The 15,829-nt window shown below is 70.9% G+C and carries 13 protein-coding genes; 8 read left to right on the top strand and 5 right to left on the bottom strand.

Annotated elements, in window-relative coordinates; genetic code table 11:
- Window positions 1-32: 32 nt before the first annotated feature.
- Entirely contained in the window at window positions 33-539 is a 507-nt protein-coding gene (locus tag ACH65_RS01705; protein ID WP_082190085.1) for a type 1 glutamine amidotransferase domain-containing protein, read from the bottom strand.
- An 87-nt stretch (window positions 540-626) separates the two neighbouring features.
- The gene (locus ACH65_RS01700; protein ID WP_049620843.1) at window positions 627-1,097 is read right to left on the bottom strand and encodes an SET domain-containing protein; all 471 of its coding nucleotides are present in this window, start codon (window positions 1,095-1,097) and stop codon (window positions 627-629) included.
- A gap of 284 nt (window positions 1,098-1,381) precedes the next feature.
- Between ACH65_RS01700 and ACH65_RS01695 the strand changes: the two genes are divergently transcribed.
- The 6 genes from ACH65_RS01695 (at window position 1,382) to ACH65_RS01675 (ending at window position 9,953) form a co-directional block, all read left to right on the top strand.
- On the top strand, window positions 1,382-1,861 hold the full coding sequence (locus tag ACH65_RS01695) for a hypothetical protein (protein WP_049620842.1): 480 nt from the start codon (window positions 1,382-1,384) through the stop codon (window positions 1,859-1,861).
- A 29-nt stretch (window positions 1,862-1,890) separates the two neighbouring features.
- Window positions 1,891-3,666, top strand: a complete 1,776-nt coding sequence (locus ACH65_RS01690; protein WP_049620841.1) for an acyl-CoA dehydrogenase C-terminal domain-containing protein — start codon at window positions 1,891-1,893, stop codon at window positions 3,664-3,666.
- Between the two features lie 286 nt (window positions 3,667-3,952).
- Window positions 3,953-4,237, top strand: coding sequence for a fimbrial protein (locus tag ACH65_RS21065; protein WP_153242424.1), 285 nt, complete (start codon window positions 3,953-3,955; stop codon window positions 4,235-4,237).
- 241 nt (window positions 4,238-4,478) lie between these two features.
- A complete protein-coding gene (locus ACH65_RS01685; protein WP_049620840.1) occupies window positions 4,479-5,543 on the top strand; it encodes a glycosyltransferase family 4 protein in 1,065 nt (354 codons plus the stop codon).
- Between the two features lie 9 nt (window positions 5,544-5,552).
- Window positions 5,553-7,697, top strand: coding sequence for an amylo-alpha-1,6-glucosidase (locus ACH65_RS01680; protein WP_049620839.1), 2,145 nt, complete (start codon window positions 5,553-5,555; stop codon window positions 7,695-7,697).
- Window positions 7,698-7,991: 294 nt separating this feature from the next.
- The gene (locus ACH65_RS01675; RefSeq protein ID WP_049620838.1) at window positions 7,992-9,953 is read left to right on the top strand and encodes a CocE/NonD family hydrolase; all 1,962 of its coding nucleotides are present in this window, start codon (window positions 7,992-7,994) and stop codon (window positions 9,951-9,953) included.
- Between the two features lie 59 nt (window positions 9,954-10,012).
- Here the strand turns inward: ACH65_RS01675 and ACH65_RS20220 are convergent, their stop codons facing one another.
- On the bottom strand, window positions 10,013-11,266 hold the full coding sequence (locus tag ACH65_RS20220) for a M48 family metalloprotease (protein WP_049620837.1): 1,254 nt from the start codon (window positions 11,264-11,266) through the stop codon (window positions 10,013-10,015).
- Between the two features lie 158 nt (window positions 11,267-11,424).
- Between ACH65_RS20220 and ACH65_RS01665 the strand changes: the two genes are divergently transcribed.
- Together ACH65_RS01665 and ACH65_RS01660 are read left to right on the top strand one after the other, a co-directional pair.
- A complete protein-coding gene (locus tag ACH65_RS01665) occupies window positions 11,425-12,285 on the top strand; it encodes a LytTR family DNA-binding domain-containing protein (RefSeq protein ID WP_049620836.1) in 861 nt (286 codons plus the stop codon).
- Window positions 12,286-12,463: 178 nt separating this feature from the next.
- Window positions 12,464-12,937, top strand: a complete 474-nt coding sequence (locus tag ACH65_RS01660) for a GNAT family N-acetyltransferase (protein ID WP_049620835.1) — start codon at window positions 12,464-12,466, stop codon at window positions 12,935-12,937.
- 74 nt (window positions 12,938-13,011) lie between these two features.
- On the opposite strand, the gene ACH65_RS01655 is transcribed toward ACH65_RS01660, so the two are convergent.
- Both ACH65_RS01655 and ACH65_RS01650 read right to left on the bottom strand, forming a co-directional pair.
- Complete coding sequence (locus ACH65_RS01655; RefSeq protein WP_049620834.1) at window positions 13,012-14,607, bottom strand: ArnT family glycosyltransferase; 1,596 nt, start codon at window positions 14,605-14,607, stop codon at window positions 13,012-13,014.
- A gap of 354 nt (window positions 14,608-14,961) precedes the next feature.
- Window positions 14,962-15,726, bottom strand: a complete 765-nt coding sequence (locus ACH65_RS01650) for a SapC family protein (protein WP_049620833.1) — start codon at window positions 15,724-15,726, stop codon at window positions 14,962-14,964.
- Window positions 15,727-15,829: the final 103 nt, after the last annotated feature.

The raw sequence follows: 15,829 nt of genomic DNA, 5'->3' as shown, positions 1-15,829 counted from the left end.
GCGGCGGGCCCGCGGCGGGCGACCGTCTGCGCTCACGCCGCCAGCGCCTCGATCACCGCCTGCGCGAAAGCCGGGATGTCGTCCGGCTTGCGGCTGGTGATGAGCTGGCCGTCGCCCACCACCTCGCGGTCCTCCCAGTGCGCGCCGGCGTTTTCCAGGTCCCGGCGCAACGAACCCCACGAGGTGCGCGGCCACGGGCCATGGCAGATCGCGGCGATCGGCTTGCCGGCCCTGGCGAAGGCCTGCACCAACGCCACCGCCTCGGGCTGCGTGCGCAGCTTGTCGGGGGTGATCACGCCGCCGGGCAACACCAGCGCGTCGTAGCCGGCGGCGTCGACCTCCCCGAGCGTCCGCCCGGTCCACGTCCACCCAGTCGCCCCACTCGCGCACGTTCCAGCCCTTGATCCGCCCGGCGCGAGCACGTCCACGCCCGCGCCGGCCTCCTCCAGCAGGCGCTTGGGCTCGGTCAGTTCGGAGTATTCGAAGCCGTCGGTGGCGAGCATGGCCACGCGGCGGCCCTCGATGCGCTGGGTGGCCATGGGGTTCCTCCTCGCGTCGGAAAGCCCCACCCTCCCATGCCGCGCATGAGCGACCCGTGGCCGCGGCGTGAGCGGTGCGTGAGCCGCTTACGCGCGCTTGGACTTGAGCAGCGTGCCCGTGCAGTTGGGCGCGCCGCACAGGCAGCGCCACAGCTTCTTGAGGCGTGCCGTATGCGGCACGTCCAGCGTGATGCCGTAGTCGTAGGTGAGTTCCTGGCCCGGCTTGATGGGGCGGATGGCCTCGATGATCACCTTGTCCTTGCGCCGGTCGCCGTTTGCGCTCTCCTCGATCACCGCGCGGCAGTTGGGCGCGCAGCTGTGGTTGATCCAGCGCGCGGTGTTGCCCTTGCGGTTGGCGTCGACGATGTAGTCCTCGTTCAAGGTGAAGAGGAAGGTGTGGCCCGTCTCGCCGCCGTCGCCGTACATCGCGTCGGCCTCGGCGTGGGTCATCAGCGTGCCCCGGTACTGGATGATCTCCTCGCCCTTCTTGATCGGCGCGGTGGCGAACACGCCGGTGCCGTGGATCGGCGAGCGGCGGGCGATGAAGCGTCGTGACATGGAAGGCAGCTCTCGGTCGCGATGAAACCCCGATCATGCCCGTTTGATCCACACCGCGAAACCTTGCCATCGACGCGGGACGCGGCCAAAGAAATTCGAAAGAGCGCATGACACCGCCGGTGCGATGCGCGCCTGCGGCAACGCCACTGGCCGGCGCGCATCGCGGCGACGGTTTCCACGCGCGGCCGCAAGCCGGATTCGCGGGCGAAGGCACGCCCCCTCACCATCCCGCCCCCAACGCGGTTAGAATCGGCATTCAAACGATCGTTTGGAGAGACCGCAAGATGCGTTGGCTGCGCTGGATCGTCCCCGTCGTACTGGCCCTGGTCCTGATCGCCTGCGGCCCACCGCGCAAGAGCGTGTTTCCGCCCACGGTCAGCATCCAGCAGCTGGAAGTGCGGCCCAACGGCAGCTGGCACCTCACCGTGCGCATCCAGAACAACAGCTACGCCGGCATGGATTTCTCCGCCATCGAGGGCGAGATCCGCGTGGCCGAGCTGGTGCCGGTGCGCCTGCACGCCCGTTTCGACCGCGACATCCCCGCCTTCGCCGGCGACGTCGTCGCGCTCGACCTGCTGCCCACGCCGGAGATGGCCGCGGCCTTGCAGGCCATCGCCGGCAAGGGCAGCGCCAGCGGCCTCGCCTACAGCGTGAACGGCACCGCCAGCGCCACGCCGGAGAAGGAAAAGGCGCCGCGCGATTTCGCCTTCCACGGCAACGACTGGCTCTCGCCGGTGCCCGGCATCCCCAACACCTACCGCTGAACCCTCTCGACCTTTCGAAGGAATCCGCCATGACGATCTACAAGGCCCCGCTCGACGACCAGCGCTTCGCCCTCTACGACGTGCTCGGCGCCGAAGCCGCGCTCACCGCGCTCACCGGCGGCGAGGGCCACACCCGCGACCTGCTCGACGCGGTGCTGGAAGAGGCCGGCAAGCTCAGCGAGCAGGTGCTCGCCCCCACCAACGGCCCCGGCGACGAGGAGGGCTGCCACTACGACAAGGCCACCCGCACCGTCACCACGCCCAAGGGTTTCAAGGAGGCCTTCAGGCAGTTCGCCGAGGGCGGCTGGGCAGGCCTCACCATGGCCGAACACTTCGGCGGCCAGGCGCTGCCGCAGGTGTTAGGTACGGCCACCACCGAGATCTTCCAGTCCGGCAACCTGTCGTGGAGCCTCTACCCGCTGCTCTCCGAGGGCGCCTGCCACGCGCTGGAGCTGCACGGCACCGAGGCGCAGCAGCACACCTACCTCAAGCCCATCGTGGAAGGCCGCTGGACCGGCACCATGTGCCTCACCGAGCCACAGGCCGGCTCCGACCTCGGCCTGCTCAAGACCCGCGCCGAGCCGGGCGAGCACGGCAGCTACAAGATCACCGGCACCAAGATCTTCATCAGCGCCGGCGAGCACGACCTGGCCGAGAACATCGTGCACCTGGTGCTGGCCCGCCTGCCCGACGCGCCGGCCGGCAGCCGCGGCATCTCGATGTTCATCGTGCCCAAGTTCAAGCTGAAGGCGGACGGCTCGCCGGGCGAGCGCAACGAGGCCTACGCCGGCGCCATCGAGCACAAGATGGGCATCCGCGGCTCGGCCACCTGCGTGATGAACTTCGACGCGGCGGAGGGCTACCTCATCGGTCAGCCCAACAAGGGCCTGGCCGCCATGTTCACCATGATGAACGCCGCCCGCCTCGCGGTGGGCGTGCAGGGCCTGGCGCTGGCCGAGCGCGCCTACCAGAACAGCCTGAACTACGCGCGCGAACGCCTGCAGGGCCGCGCGCTCACCGGCGCGAAACTGCCGGAAAAGCCCGCCGACAACCTGGTAGTGCACCCGGACGTGCGCCGCATGCTGCTCACCCAGCGCGCCTTCGTGGAAGGCTCGCGCATGCTGCTCTACTACACCGCGCTCAAGAGCGACCTGGAGGCGCGCGGCGCCGACGAGGCGACCCGCCGCGACGCCGGCGACCTGGTGGCCTTCATGATCCCCATCGCCAAGGGCGTGGTGACGGAGCTTGCGCAGGAGTGCACCAAGGAGGCGCTGCAGGTGTACGGCGGCCACGGCTTCATCGTGGAGAACGGCGTGGAGCAGTTCGTGCGCGACGCGCGCATCATCACCCTGTACGAGGGCACCACCGGCATCCAGGCGGCCGACCTGCTGGGCCGCAAGATCCTCCAGCTCAAGGGCGCGGGCTTCAAGCTGTTCCTCGGCGAGGTGCAGGCCTTCCTCGCGCGGCACGCCCAGGACGCCGCCCTGCAGCCCTTTATCGCGCCGCTGGCCGCGCTGGCGAAGGAATGGGGCGAACTCACCCTGGCCCTCGCCCAGCGCGTGCAGGCCGACCCGGAGGAACTCGGCGCCGCCGCCAACGATTACCTCTACTACGCCGGCTACGCCGCCCTCGCCTACTTCTGGGCCCGCGCCGTGGCCGCCGCCGAAGCCGGCAGCCAGCCGGCCGCGTTCAAGCAGGCCAAGCGCGACACCGCCGCGTTCTACTTCGCCCGCATCCTGCCGCGCACCCGGGTGCACAAGGCGGCGATCGAGGCCGGCGTGGCGACGCTGCCCGCGATCGCCTGAGCCCTGTCGACGGCCCGGCGCAAGAACTGGATTTTTCCAGTGTCCGCCGCCGGGGCCGTCGCCTAATCTACCCGCATGGACCCGCATGGACCCGCATGGACCCGCATGGACCCGCATGGACCCGCATGGACCCGCATGGACCCGCATGGACCCGCATGGACCCGCATGGACGCACGGCTTCCGCTAAGCCACAACCTATAGAGCTGCACGCGCTTTCCCGATGCAGCCGTTTGTCCAGAAGCCCAGCCTTTAACCCGGCTGGGCTTCTTTGCCATGTATCCGGCTGATGCCCCACCGGCGAGCGCGACACGCTGGGGTTTCAGGCTCAAATGCTGTTCGTCATAACGGCTCGCCGACCACACGGGCGAAGGCATGGCGAGGGGCACCGGCGCGCGGCTGCTGCAGGACGACAAGCCCGTCGAGACCAACAGGCTCTCGCACCTGCGCGACGACCACGGCCGAGCAGCAGGCGCTCGACATGCCCTTCGTCGCCCGGTACTACCGGACGGACCAGGCGGTGACACCGGGCAAGGTGTCGGCGACGGCGACGTTCACGATGAACTACCAGTAGGCGCCGCGACCACGCGCGCCTTCAGCGCCTGCCGCCATCGTGCGCGCTGGCGATACCATGATTTTTCCACTTTCCGTTTGGACGTCCATTCGGCAATGCGGCGCGGCGCCTTCCCCGGCGCCGGGCACCCCGCGCAAACGGCCATGTCACGGCAATTTCGCAAACCACGGGGCAAGCTTACCCAGGCTCGTGGCCGGCCGCTCTGGCCATGCCGCCTGTTCGCGCACCGAGGCGCCCGGCCATGAAGATCGCGCAGATCGCCCCCCTCTACGAAGCCGTGCCGCCGCGGCTGTACGGCGGCACCGAGCGCGTGGTCGCCCACCTCACCGAGGCGCTGGTGGAGCAGGGGCACGAGGTCACCCTGTTCGCCTCCGCCGACACGTTCACCCGCGCCCGCCTGGTGCCGGGGCGTGACCGCGCGCTGCGGCTGGACCCCTCGCCGCTCAAGAGCGACCTGGCCTGCCACCTCAGCATGCTGCACGAACTGCGCCGGCGCGCCGACGAGTTCGACATCCTGCACTTCCACCTGGACCTGCTGCACTTTCCGCTGTTCGAGGACCGCGCCGGCCGCACGCTCACCACCCTGCACGGCCGCCTCGACCTGCGCGATCTCGCCGAGGCCTACCGGCGCTGGTGCTGCTATCCGCTGGCGTCGATCTCCTTCGACCAGCGCACGCCATTGCCGGAGGCCAACTGGTTCGGCAACGTCTACCACGGCCTCGACCCGCGGCCGTACGGCCTGGCGCGGCAGCCGCGCGGCGACTACCTGGTGTTCCTGGGCCGCATCTCGCCGGAGAAGCGCCCGGACCGCGCCATCGCGATCGCCCGCCGCACCGGCCTGCTGCTGAAGATGGCGGCCAAGGTGGATCCGGCCGACCACGAGTACTTCAAGCAGGTGGTGCGCCCGCTGCTCGACCCGGCGGTGGTCGAGTTCATCGGCGAGATCGGCGACGCGGAGAAAGTGCACCTGCTCGGCCACGCCCGCGCGCTGCTGTTCCCGATCGACTGGCCCGAGCCGTTCGGGCTGGTGATGATCGAGGCGATGGCCTGCGGCACGCCGGTGATCGCCTGGAACCGCGGCGCGGTGCCGGAGATACTCGAGCACGGCGTCACCGGCTTCATCGTCGCCGGCGAGGACGAAGCCGTCGCCGCCGTGCAGCAGGCGGCGGTGCTGAATCGCCGGCGTATCCGCCTCGCGTTCGAGCGGCGATTCACCGCGCAGACCATGGCCCATCGCTACGTGAACCTGTACTGGCGGCTGCTGGAACGGCACAGCGGCACCCGCCCCCTCAGCAAGATCGCCTGAGCCCGCACGATGGCGCACGAAGCCCCGAGCCTGCCCGACACCGAGCCGCCGCCGCGCAGCCTGCAATCGCTGTTCGTGCTCAAGGAGGGCGACAGCTTCCTGGTGGCCGACGCCTTCGGCGACGTCACCGGCGAGGACGATGGCCTGTTCCACAACGACACCCGCCTGCTCTCGGGCTTTCACCTCTATCTCGCCGGACGCCGGCCTTCGCTGCTGTCGAGCGCGGTGAGCCAGGACAACCTCTACTTCACCGCCAACCTCACCAACCACCCGCTGCCCTCGCTGGGCGACTCGCCCATTCCCCAGGCCGTGGTGCACGTGGAGCGCAAGCGCTTCCTGTGGGAGGACCGCGTGTACGAGCGCGTCCGCCTGGTCAACTACAGCGACCAGCCCACGCGCGTGCCGCTGATGCTGCGCTTCGCCGCCGACTTCCGCGACATGTTCGAGGTGCGCGGCCAGCGGCGCCTGCAACGCGGCCAGGCGCAGTCGGCAGAGGTCGACGGGCGCGGCGTGGAACTGCGCTACCACGGCCTGGATGGCAGGCTGCGCCGCATGGCGATCGACTTCTCCGAGCCACCGCAGCAGCTGGACGAATGGCATGCGGAGTTCCAGGTGGCGCTGGCGCCGCGCGCCGAGTGGCGGCTCTACCTCGAAGTGGGCCCGGCCCGCGCCGAGCCCTGCCGCGCCCGCTATCGCCAGTGCGCCGCGCGGGCCTGGCGCAGCCTGCGCCTGCGCCGCCACCGCGGCGCGCGGCCGGTGGCCTCCGGCCGCCTGTTCCAGGCGTGGCTGGACAAGTCGCGCGCCGACCTCGCCCTGCTCACCACCGAGCTGCCCACCGGGCCATATCCGTATGCCGGTATCCCGTGGTTCTCCACGCCGTTCGGGCGCGACGCCATCATCACTTCGTTGCAGGTGCTGTGGCTCGATCCCAGCCTGGCGCGCGGCGTGCTCGCCTTCCTGGCGCAGAACCAGGCGCGCGAGACCTCCGCCTTCCGCGACGCGCAGCCGGGCAAGATCATGCACGAGACGCGCAAGGGCGAGATGGCGGCGGCGAACGAGCTGCCGTTCGCCCAGTACTACGGCGGCGTCGACACCACGCCGCTGTTCCTGATGCTGGCCGGCGCCTATGCCCGGCGCACCGGCGACATGACCCTCGTCGGCCAGCTGTGGCCCGCCCTGGTGGCCGCCACGCACTGGCTGGAGAACAACGCCGACGCCAGCCCCTACGGCCTGCTCACCTACGCCCGCGGCGAGCTCAGCGGCCTCGCCAACCAGGGATGGAAGGACAGCCACGACTCGGTGTTCCACGCCGACGGCCGCCCGGCGGAAGGCCCGATCGCGCTGATCGAGGTGCAGGGCTACGCCTACCGCGCCTACCGCGACATGGCCGAGCTGGCCGAACGGCGCGAAGAAACGAACGCCGCCCTGCACTGGCGCCGCCGTGCCGACCAGCTGCGCAAGACGGTCGAACAGCGCTTCTGGATGGACGACCTGCGCTACTACGCGCTGGCCCTGGACGGCGCCGGCGAGCCCTGCCGCATCCGCGGCTCCAACCCCGGCCACCTGCTGTACGCCGGCCTGCCGCGCCCCGACCGCGCCCGCGCGGTAACGCGGCAGCTGCTCTCGCGGCCGCTCAACAGCGGCTGGGGCATCCGCACCCTCGCCACCGGCACGGCGCGCTTCAACCCGATGTCCTACCACAACGGCTCGGTGTGGCCGCACGACGTGGCGCTGTGCGCCGCCGGCCTCGCCCGCTACGGCGAGCGCGACGGCGTGGTGCGGCTGCTGGGCAACATGTTCGAGGCCGCCACCCAGTTCGGCATGCGCCTGCCGGAGCTGTTCTGCGGCTTCGACCGCGCGCCCGGCGAGGCGCCCATCGCCTATCCAGTGGCCTGCCTGCCTCAGGCCTGGGCCTCCGGCTCCGCCTTCATGCTGCTGCAGGCCTGCCTGGGGCTGTACGTGGACGGCCGGCGCGGCCGGCTGACCATCGAGCGCCCGCGCCTGCCGCGCGACATCGAGCAACTGACGCTGCGCGACCTGCAGGTGGGCGTGCAGCGCATCGACCTCGCCTTCCGCCGCCTGGGCGACCAGGTGTCGGTGTTCATCGAGCGCCAGCAGGGCCCGCGCGAGGCCAAGGTGGACGTGCGCCTCTGAGCGCGGCGCCCGTCGCCGTCCGCCTCCGCGCAGGCGGCGCCGACCTGCCCCCTCCCCTGCGTGCAGGGAGAATTGGGGGGTGAACACCGGCCTCGAGGCCACCCCCTGCAAGCAGAGGGAGGCGCCATGCCGCGTCGACGGCAAGCGTTTGAACAGGCCCCAAGATCTTGCGATGACGGCGCCGCCGCGCACCGGAACGGCAACCGCATCCCGCAACGCCAACGTGCGCATGCCGCCGCCGGCCGCAGCGGTTACTCTCGGGAGCGACATTCGTCAGACAGGGGGATCCACCGCATGCCATCGTCTACCGCGCCGCTCCGTCGCCGCGTCGTCGCCGCGCTCGCCGCCGCGCTGTCCGTCTCCATCGCCGCCGCGGCGGATACGCCCAAGCCGCAGTACCCGAACTACCCGAGCGAGACGCCGGCCGCGTTCACGCCCTCCACCGCCGACCACGACTACGTGCGGCGCGAGGTGATGATCCCGATGCGCGACGGCGTGAAGCTGCACACCGTCATCCTCGTCCCCAGCGGTGCCCGGCATGCCGGCATGCTGCTCACCCGCACGCCCTACGACGCCAAGGAACTCACCAGCCACACGCCGAGCGGCCACCTCGCCGCAATGCTGGAAGGCTACGACAACGCCACCGACGTGATCGTGGAAGAGGGCTACATCCGCGTGGTGCAGGACGTGCGCGGCAAGTACGGCTCGGAGGGCGACTACGTGATGAACCGCCCCGTGCACGGCCCGCAGAACCCCACCCCGGTGGACGACGCCACCGACACCTACGACACCATCGACTGGCTGGTGAAGCATGTGCCGGAGAGCAACGGCAAGGTCGGCACGCTGGGCATCTCCTACGACGGCTTCGAGCCGCTGATGGCGCTCTACCACCCGCACCCGGCGCTGAAGGTGTCGGTGCCGATGAACCCGATGGTGGACGGCTGGATGGGCGACGACTGGCTCCACCACGGCGCCTTCCGCCAGCCCAACATGGCCTACATCTACGAGCAGACCGCCAGCCGCGACAACAGCCACAAGTGGTGGAGCAACTACCACGACGACTACGACCTGTTCATGCAGGCCGGCTCCGCCGGCGCGCTGGGCAGGCGCTACGGCATGGAGCAGCTCGGCTTCTGGAACAAGCTGCTCGCGCACCCCGCCTACGACGCCTTCTGGAGCGACCAGGCGGTGGACAAGCTGCTTGCCGCCGAGCCGCTCAAGGTGCCGGTGATGCTGGTGCACAGCCTGTGGGACCAGGAGGACATCTACGGCGCCCAGGCCGTCTACCGCGCCATCAAGCCCAAGGACAAGAGCGGCGACATGGTGAAGCTGGTGATGGGCCCGTGGTACCACGGCCAGGAGATCCACGACGGCAGCGCACTGGGTGCGATCCGCTTTGGCAGCGACACCGCCAAGTACTTCCGCGAGCACGTGCTGCGCCCGTTCCTCGCCCAGTACCTCAAGGACGGCGCGCCCAAGGCCGACCTCGCCCCGGTCACCGCCTTCCAGACCGGCACCGACCAGTGGCAGCGCCTGGACCGCTGGCCGCTCGCCTGCGACGGCGGCTGCGCCACCAAGAGCCGCGCGATCTACCTCGAACCGGGCGCCAAGCTCGGCTTCGCCGCGCCCGCCGGCGGCGAGGCCTACGACGAATACGTCTCCGACCCCGCCCGCCCCGTGCCCTACCGCGAGCGGCCGATCCTGCCGACCGGCTACAGCGCCGGCAACACCTGGTCCGAATGGCTGGTGGACGACCAGCGCATGGCCGCCGGCCGCACCGACGTGCTCACCTACGTTTCCGAGCCGCTCACCGCGCCGCTGCGCGTCGCCGGCGCGCCCGAGGTCAACCTCGTCGCCTCCACCAGCGGCACCGACAGCGACTGGGTGGTGAAGCTGATCGACGTCTACCCCGACCAGGTCTCCGACCAGCCGGAGATGGGCGGCTACCAGCTCGCGGTGGCGATGGACATCTTCCGCGGCCGCTACCGCGAGGGCTACGCGACGCCCAAGCCCATCGCCGCCAACCAGGCCCTGCCCTATCGCTTCGACCTGCCCAACGCCAACCACGTCTTCCTGCCCGGCCACCGCGTGATGGTGCAGGTGCAGTCCAGCTGGTTCCCGCTCTACGACCGCAACCCGCAGACCTTCGTGCCCAACATCTTCTGGGCCAAGCCGAACGACTACGTGAAGGCCACCCAGCGCGTGTACCACGCGCCGGGCGAGGCGAGTTTCATTGCGTTGCCGGTGGTGGACTGAGCGACGCGGCGGACAGGCGAGAACGCCCGGGCGATCCGGGCGTTCTCCTCCGCGGTTTGCTATCCACCTGCGGGCATCGCGCACTCGCCGGCATACTCCAGCGGCTCGCCCGTCGCCCATGGGCGATAGCGGTTCGCCATCCGGATGCGCTCGCCCACCGGGGGGTGGGTAGCGCGGAACAGGCGCTCGAACCATCCTGGCTCGGCCAGTTCCGTCTCGCTCGCCCAGCCGGCGAACATCCGCGCGGCCGCGTCGTTCTCGTGCGTCATCTCGAGGGCGAACCGGTCCGCCTCGCGCTCGATGTGCCGGTCGAAGGCGAGGAAGGCCGGCGTAACCGCCAGCCATAGCCCCGTCGCGCAGAGCACGAACAGAGGCAGCGAGGCCGGGTCGTCCAGCCGGGCGAAACCGAGACGCCGCGGCCAGCGCCCGATGGCCCAGCCGCCGACCCCGTGCATGCTCCCGAAGCCCGCCAGCAGCAACAGGGCGGCGATGAGCAGCGCCTTCCAGTTGTCGCCCATCACGTAGTGCTTGAGCTCGTGCGCGATGGTGAAGCGCACCTGGGATGGGCTTTCCACCTCGGCCAGGTCCCGTTGCAGCACGATGCGGCTGCTCGGCCCCAGCCCGACCACGGTGGTATCGCTGCCGCCCACCACCACCGGAACATGGCGATGCCCGCATTGCGCCGCCAGCATCGTGATCTGCGCTTGCAGCGACTTGTCGGCGACGGGTCCATACGTGGCGGCCAGGGGCTTCATCCACAGCGGCTGCGACACCAGCAGCACGCAGGCGACGGGCACGCTCACGGCCGTGCTCCAGAGCCACCAGCGGCGCGGGCTACGGCGTATCAGCCAATAAGGCATCCAGAGCAGCAGGACCACCGCGATCATCAGGCCCAGCAGCGAGACGCCCTGCCCCAGCAGCCATCCGCCGGCGCTTTCCTGCTTGAGCCAGCCGAGGGACGTGGGCAGGACGAAGTGGCGCAGGTAATCGAGCGGCAGGCGCAGGAGCGCATCGAGCAACAGGTAGGCACAGCCGAACAGCGTCACGCTGGCGTAGCGCGCACCATGGGCCAGGCGGCAGCAGGCCGCGCTCAGCCTGGCGCCGAAGCCCGACACGAGGAAGCCGGCCGGGATCAGCAAGGCAAGCAGCGCCTCGGCGATCCAGTAGAGGTCGAACGTGCGGCCCAGCGCGATGGCGGCGGGGGAGTCGTGCGGGACGGCCACGCCCGCATGGGCGCTTCCCGCCACCGCGGAAGCCGCCAGCAGAAGCGGCCGCAGCAGGCTCGGACTGTGGCCGGAAGACAACGCACTCATCGGGTGTTCCCTGTCGCGGAGAAGACTTAGAGAAGTGTGTCCGGCACCGTGGCAACTGCCAGACCGGCCCGCCCCCGTTCCGACACGATTCGTCACAAAAACAGGGCATTGCCGCCGCAGCCATGGACGCCCCGGTGGCGCCTGGGCAGACTGCGTCCATGGCTTGCCCGAACCGCTCCAGTCGCCTCCCGCGCCGACGAACGCTGCCGCCATGGCTCGCCGAGAGCGGCGGCGGCTTCGGCTATTGGCTGCTCTTCCTGATCGTGCTCGAACCGGGCAATGCGCTGCGCGCCAACGCGCACGGCCATGCGCTCGCGGCCGGGCCGGAGGCCTTGCGCATGACGGTGGCCGCCCTGCTCGGCGCCGCCGCCACGCCGGCCCTGCTCGCGCTGACGCGGCGCTTTCCGCCGAGCGGCCCCAACGCGCTGCGCCGCCTGCCCGCCCTCGCACTGGGCGTGGCGACGCTGGCGTTCGGTCTGATCGTCGCCTCGTGCTTCCTCGCCGCATGGGGCTACCACCAGGCATGGCTGCCCTCCCTGGCCGATCTGCGCGACCAGCTCATCGACAACTGGCTGTTGCTGACCTACGCCCTGCTCGCGCTGGCCGCCCTGGCGCACTTCCTGCGCTGCCTCGGCAGCACGCGCGAAGCGGCGCCGGCCATGCTGGCGGCACCCGCACAGCCTTACCTCACGCGCGTGCCGGTGAAGCATCGGGGCCGGCAGAGTTTCGTCGAGCTGGACCAGGTCGATTGGATCGAGACACAGGGCAACTATCTGGCATTGCACACCGGCACCACTTCGCACCTGATCCGGGAGGCTGCCGTCGCCTTCGAAGCCAAGCTCGACCCCGCGCGCTTCATGCGCGTGCACCGCCGCGCCATCGTCGCCATCGACCGTATCCGCGACCTTCGCCCCATCACCAACGGCGACGCCCTGTTGCGGCTCAGCAGCGGCCACGCGTTGCGCGCGAGCCGCCGCTACCGAAAATCCATCGCGGAGCGATGGCGCCTGGACGGCTGATCGGCCGCGGCCCGGCATGAGCGCCGCCAATGCGGGCCGGCTCGGATACCGGAGCCCCTGCCGCGGCACGCCCGGACTTCGCACCACCCGCAGGCCCGCCCGCCGCGGCGGGCGGGCTTCCAAATAGCTGCCCCTCCGGTGTAGAACCGCAACACCGTTCACCGACGACCGCCAACGCATGAACGACGCCATCTACCGGGTCCGTCTCGCCGAGGACGACGACGATTTCATCCTCGGCCTGGCGCCGCGCCTCGCCGGCGTCCCCCTTCCCGCCTGGCGCAAACGGGCCGAGTGCATCAACGGCATCCGGCGCGACCTCGCGCAGCAGCTGGACGAGCAGCCCGCCAACAGCTTCGTGTTCGTGGCCGAGGACGCCGACGGCAAGCCGGTCGGCTTCATCCACCTGCAGAAGACGCAGGACTACTTCAACGGCCACGCCAACTGCCACATCGCCAACCTCGCCGTGGCCGCCGCGCACGAGGGGCGCGGCGCGGGCACGGCACTGCTTGCGCATGCCGAGACCTGGGCTCGCGAGCACCGCTGCGCGCTGCTGACGCTGGCGGTGTTTCCCGGCAACGAGCGGGCCCGGGCGCTGTACGAGGCGGCCGGCTACGGCACCGACCTGCTGCGGCTGGCCAAGCCGGTGCGCTGAAGCGTAAGCGGCGGCGTGGCGTAACGGCTTTCCCGCACTCGCCCGGCATGGCAAAGCAGAAGCGCAGCGCGCCTCTAAGGCTTGTCGTCCTCGTCCCCGGCTGTGCCGTTCTTGGCCTCGGCGATGCGCGCGGCTTCGTCCGCAATGTCGCCCGCCCGCCAGATCGCCAGGCGCCGCCCCAGCATCGGCTGCGCGTACAGCGGCGCGGCGGCGTAGCGGTAGCGCGGGTAGCTGCTGATTACCCAGCCGTCGGGATGCGCCCCGGCCCACGTCGCCACCTGCGCCTGGCCGTGCGCGCTGGGAATGGCGCGGGTCAGCCGGCCGGCGAAGGTGTACAGCCCATGCTGCTGGCCGGCGTGCAGCAACGGCACGCCGGCTGCCTGGGCCCGGGCGATGCGTTGTGCCGCCGGCCGCACGTCGTAGCCCGGGCCCAGCGCCTGCATGAAGGCGAGCTTGGCCAGGCCGATGGCGGCGATCATCCCCAGCGCGGCCGCCTCCACCGGCGTGTCGCGCCGGCCGCGCAGCAGGAAACCCAGGCCCAGCGCCGCCATCGCCGCCACGCACGCATAGGCGAGGCCGACCGGGCCCAGCGGATGCCGCAGCACCACCGCAAAGCCCACCGGGAAAGCCAGCAGCACCAGCCCCACGCGCCAGCCCACCACCCGCCAGCGGCCGTCGGCAAGCCGCACGCCGGCCGCCAGCAGCGGCCCCGGCAGCAGGGGCAGCAGGTAATGCGGCTGCTTGCCGCTGATCAGGCAGAAGGCCAGGAAGGCCGGCACCGAAGCGGCCAGGGCGAAGCGGTCCAGCGGCGACAGCGCGGCGCGGGCCACACCGCCGCGCCCGAGCGCCAGCGTCCACGGCAAGAGCAGCAGCGGCGCGACGGGCAGGTACCACCACCAGCCGCGCGCATGGGCAAAGCTGCCGGCCATCCGTCCTACCGTCTGGCGCAGGAAAATCGCGTTGGCGTACGCCTCGCCGCCGGCGCGCGCGGCCGGCAACGCCCAGGCCAGCACCAGCACCGCCGCCGCCGCGAGCGCCACGGCGACGGCGAGGTAGTAGCGCCGCCACGGCGTGCGCAACGGCGGTTGCCACCACGGCGCGAGCAAGGCCGGCAGGCCGCCGACCAGGAGGCCCACCGGCCCCTTGGCGAGCACGGCGAGGCCGAGCCCGAGGCCCAGCACCGCCACGCCCGCCGGCCCCTGCCCGCGCAGCAGCGCGAGCGCGCCCAGCCAGGCGACCAGGGTGCACACCACCAGCAGCGCATCGAACATCACGCCGCCGGCGAAGCCGGCCAGCGCGACACTGCCCAGCCACAGCCAGCGCGCACAGCGCACGGCCTCCGCGCTCGCGCCCAGGCGTCGGCCGAGCAGGGCCAGCAGCGGCAGGGTCGCCAGCGCCAGCAGCAGTTCCAGCAGCCGCGCCGCCCAGGCGTGCACGCCGGTGAGCGCCCAGGTCAGGTCGATCAGCCAGAACAGCAGCGGCGGCTTGTCCGAGTAAGGCGCGCCATCCAGCCACGGCACCAGCCACTGGCCGCCGAGGTGCATGTTCCAGGCCACCGCGAGGTAGCGCGTCTCGTCGATGGGAATGGGCAGCATGAAGAAGACCGGCGGCAGCAACAGCAGCACCGCCAACAGCCAGCGCCACGCACATGTCCCGCGACCGGCATGCATCGCCCACTCCTCCGTCGAGGATCGGCTACCCAGTCCTAGCGACTGGACAGCCTAGAACACCCTGCGTTTCAGGAGGAAGCAGTCCCGGCGAACCCGCTCCGCCGTGCGCGCGCTGACGGACCTGAAGCGAGCGGACGCGGCCAGGCGGAGGCGGCCGGCCACCCGGTGTTCATGCCGGGCCGGCTCGCGGCACGGGCGGACTCGTCGGTACCCATGGCCGCGGCAGCCATCCGGGCAGACGCGACGCCGTGGCGGTCCGCGCGGCCCCAACGAAAACAGCCAGGCAGGCGGCGCGAACGCCGCATTGCCTGGCCGTCTATCGGCATGCCCGCCCGGACGGGCGGGGCCGCGGGCTTAGTTGACGCTCGAGCTGGCGGCGGTCTCGGCCGCCTCGCGCTCGTTGAGGCGCAGGGCCAGGCGGTCGATGTTGGGCAGCGACAGCAGGTGCGAGTAGATCCAGCCGAACACGCCTTCCTGGAGGAACTCGTGCGCGGTCTTCTCGTCGAGCTGGCGCAGCTTGTCCTCGTTGACCACGAACAGGCCGTTGAGGTTGATCGCGTTGCCATCCTTCTGCAGGCGCACGTTGCGCGGCTCGAGCAGGTCGTGCTTGCGCAGCTGGTCCATGAACCAGTGGGTACGCGCCACGTGCTGCTGGAACTCGCCGAGGAAGCTCACGGCGCGGCTCAGCACTTCGCTGTCGGTGCCGTCGTCCTTGAACAGGCGCTCGCCCTCGTTCTCGCCGAAGCCCTCGAAGGCCTCGTCGAGGAATACGGTGAAGTCGTCGCCCTCCTGCCCCTCCGGCTTCTCCGCCAGCACGAACGGGTAGCGGCGCACGAAGGCCGGCACGTACACGTTCGGCGCCCACTGGCCGTCGGCGTCCACCAGCAGGTTCTCGTCCTGGCGCAGGCCGAGCAGGGCCATCGGGCCGGCGTCGGCCACGCTGGTGCCGGCGAACAGGATCGGCACGTCGCGCGCGGCCAGCGGGAACTCCACGCCGGTGAGCGGCACGGAGTGCACCTTGGCGGCGAACTTCATGCTCGGCACGCCCTTGATGCGCAGATCCTTGTGTTGGGTGCGGTTGAGCGGCACCGGGCGCTCGTAGAAAAGAACTTCAGCCACGTCACTTACCTCTGCCCCGCCGTGCCGGGGTCGCCACCCAGGCTCCCCCTCCCGAGCCCGGCGCCGGGTCTCTAGATCGACTGGCGACTATAGCAGCGGCCAC

Source organism: Frateuria defendens, from assembly GCF_001182895.1.
Lineage (GTDB): Bacteria > Pseudomonadota > Gammaproteobacteria > Xanthomonadales > Rhodanobacteraceae > Frateuria_B > Frateuria_B defendens.
This window is presented reverse-complemented; position numbering and strand designations above follow the sequence as displayed.

What these genes read in the sequence shown, in the direction of transcription:
- ACH65_RS01680 (WP_049620839.1), top strand. Translation starts at nt 5,553, where the DNA reads ATGGCGCACGAAGCCCCGAGCCTGCCCGACACCGAGCCGCCGCCGCGC.
- ACH65_RS21065 (WP_153242424.1), top strand. Translation starts at nt 3,953, where the DNA reads ATGCCCCACCGGCGAGCGCGACACGCTGGGGTTTCAGGCTCAAATGCT.
- ACH65_RS01675 (WP_049620838.1), top strand. Translation starts at nt 7,992, where the DNA reads ATGCCATCGTCTACCGCGCCGCTCCGTCGCCGCGTCGTCGCCGCGCTC.
- ACH65_RS01690 (WP_049620841.1), top strand. Translation starts at nt 1,891, where the DNA reads ATGACGATCTACAAGGCCCCGCTCGACGACCAGCGCTTCGCCCTCTAC.
- ACH65_RS01660 (WP_049620835.1), top strand. Translation starts at nt 12,464, where the DNA reads ATGAACGACGCCATCTACCGGGTCCGTCTCGCCGAGGACGACGACGAT.
- ACH65_RS01695 (WP_049620842.1), top strand. Translation starts at nt 1,382, where the DNA reads ATGCGTTGGCTGCGCTGGATCGTCCCCGTCGTACTGGCCCTGGTCCTG.
- ACH65_RS01685 (WP_049620840.1), top strand. Translation starts at nt 4,479, where the DNA reads ATGAAGATCGCGCAGATCGCCCCCCTCTACGAAGCCGTGCCGCCGCGG.
- ACH65_RS01705 (WP_082190085.1), bottom strand. Translation starts at nt 539, where the DNA reads ATGGCCACCCAGCGCATCGAGGGCCGCCGCGTGGCCATGCTCGCCACC.
- ACH65_RS01700 (WP_049620843.1), bottom strand. Translation starts at nt 1,097, where the DNA reads ATGTCACGACGCTTCATCGCCCGCCGCTCGCCGATCCACGGCACCGGC.
- ACH65_RS20220 (WP_049620837.1), bottom strand. Translation starts at nt 11,266, where the DNA reads ATGAGTGCGTTGTCTTCCGGCCACAGTCCGAGCCTGCTGCGGCCGCTT.
- ACH65_RS01665 (WP_049620836.1), top strand. Translation starts at nt 11,425, where the DNA reads ATGGCTTGCCCGAACCGCTCCAGTCGCCTCCCGCGCCGACGAACGCTG.
- ACH65_RS01655 (WP_049620834.1), bottom strand. Translation starts at nt 14,607, where the DNA reads ATGCATGCCGGTCGCGGGACATGTGCGTGGCGCTGGCTGTTGGCGGTG.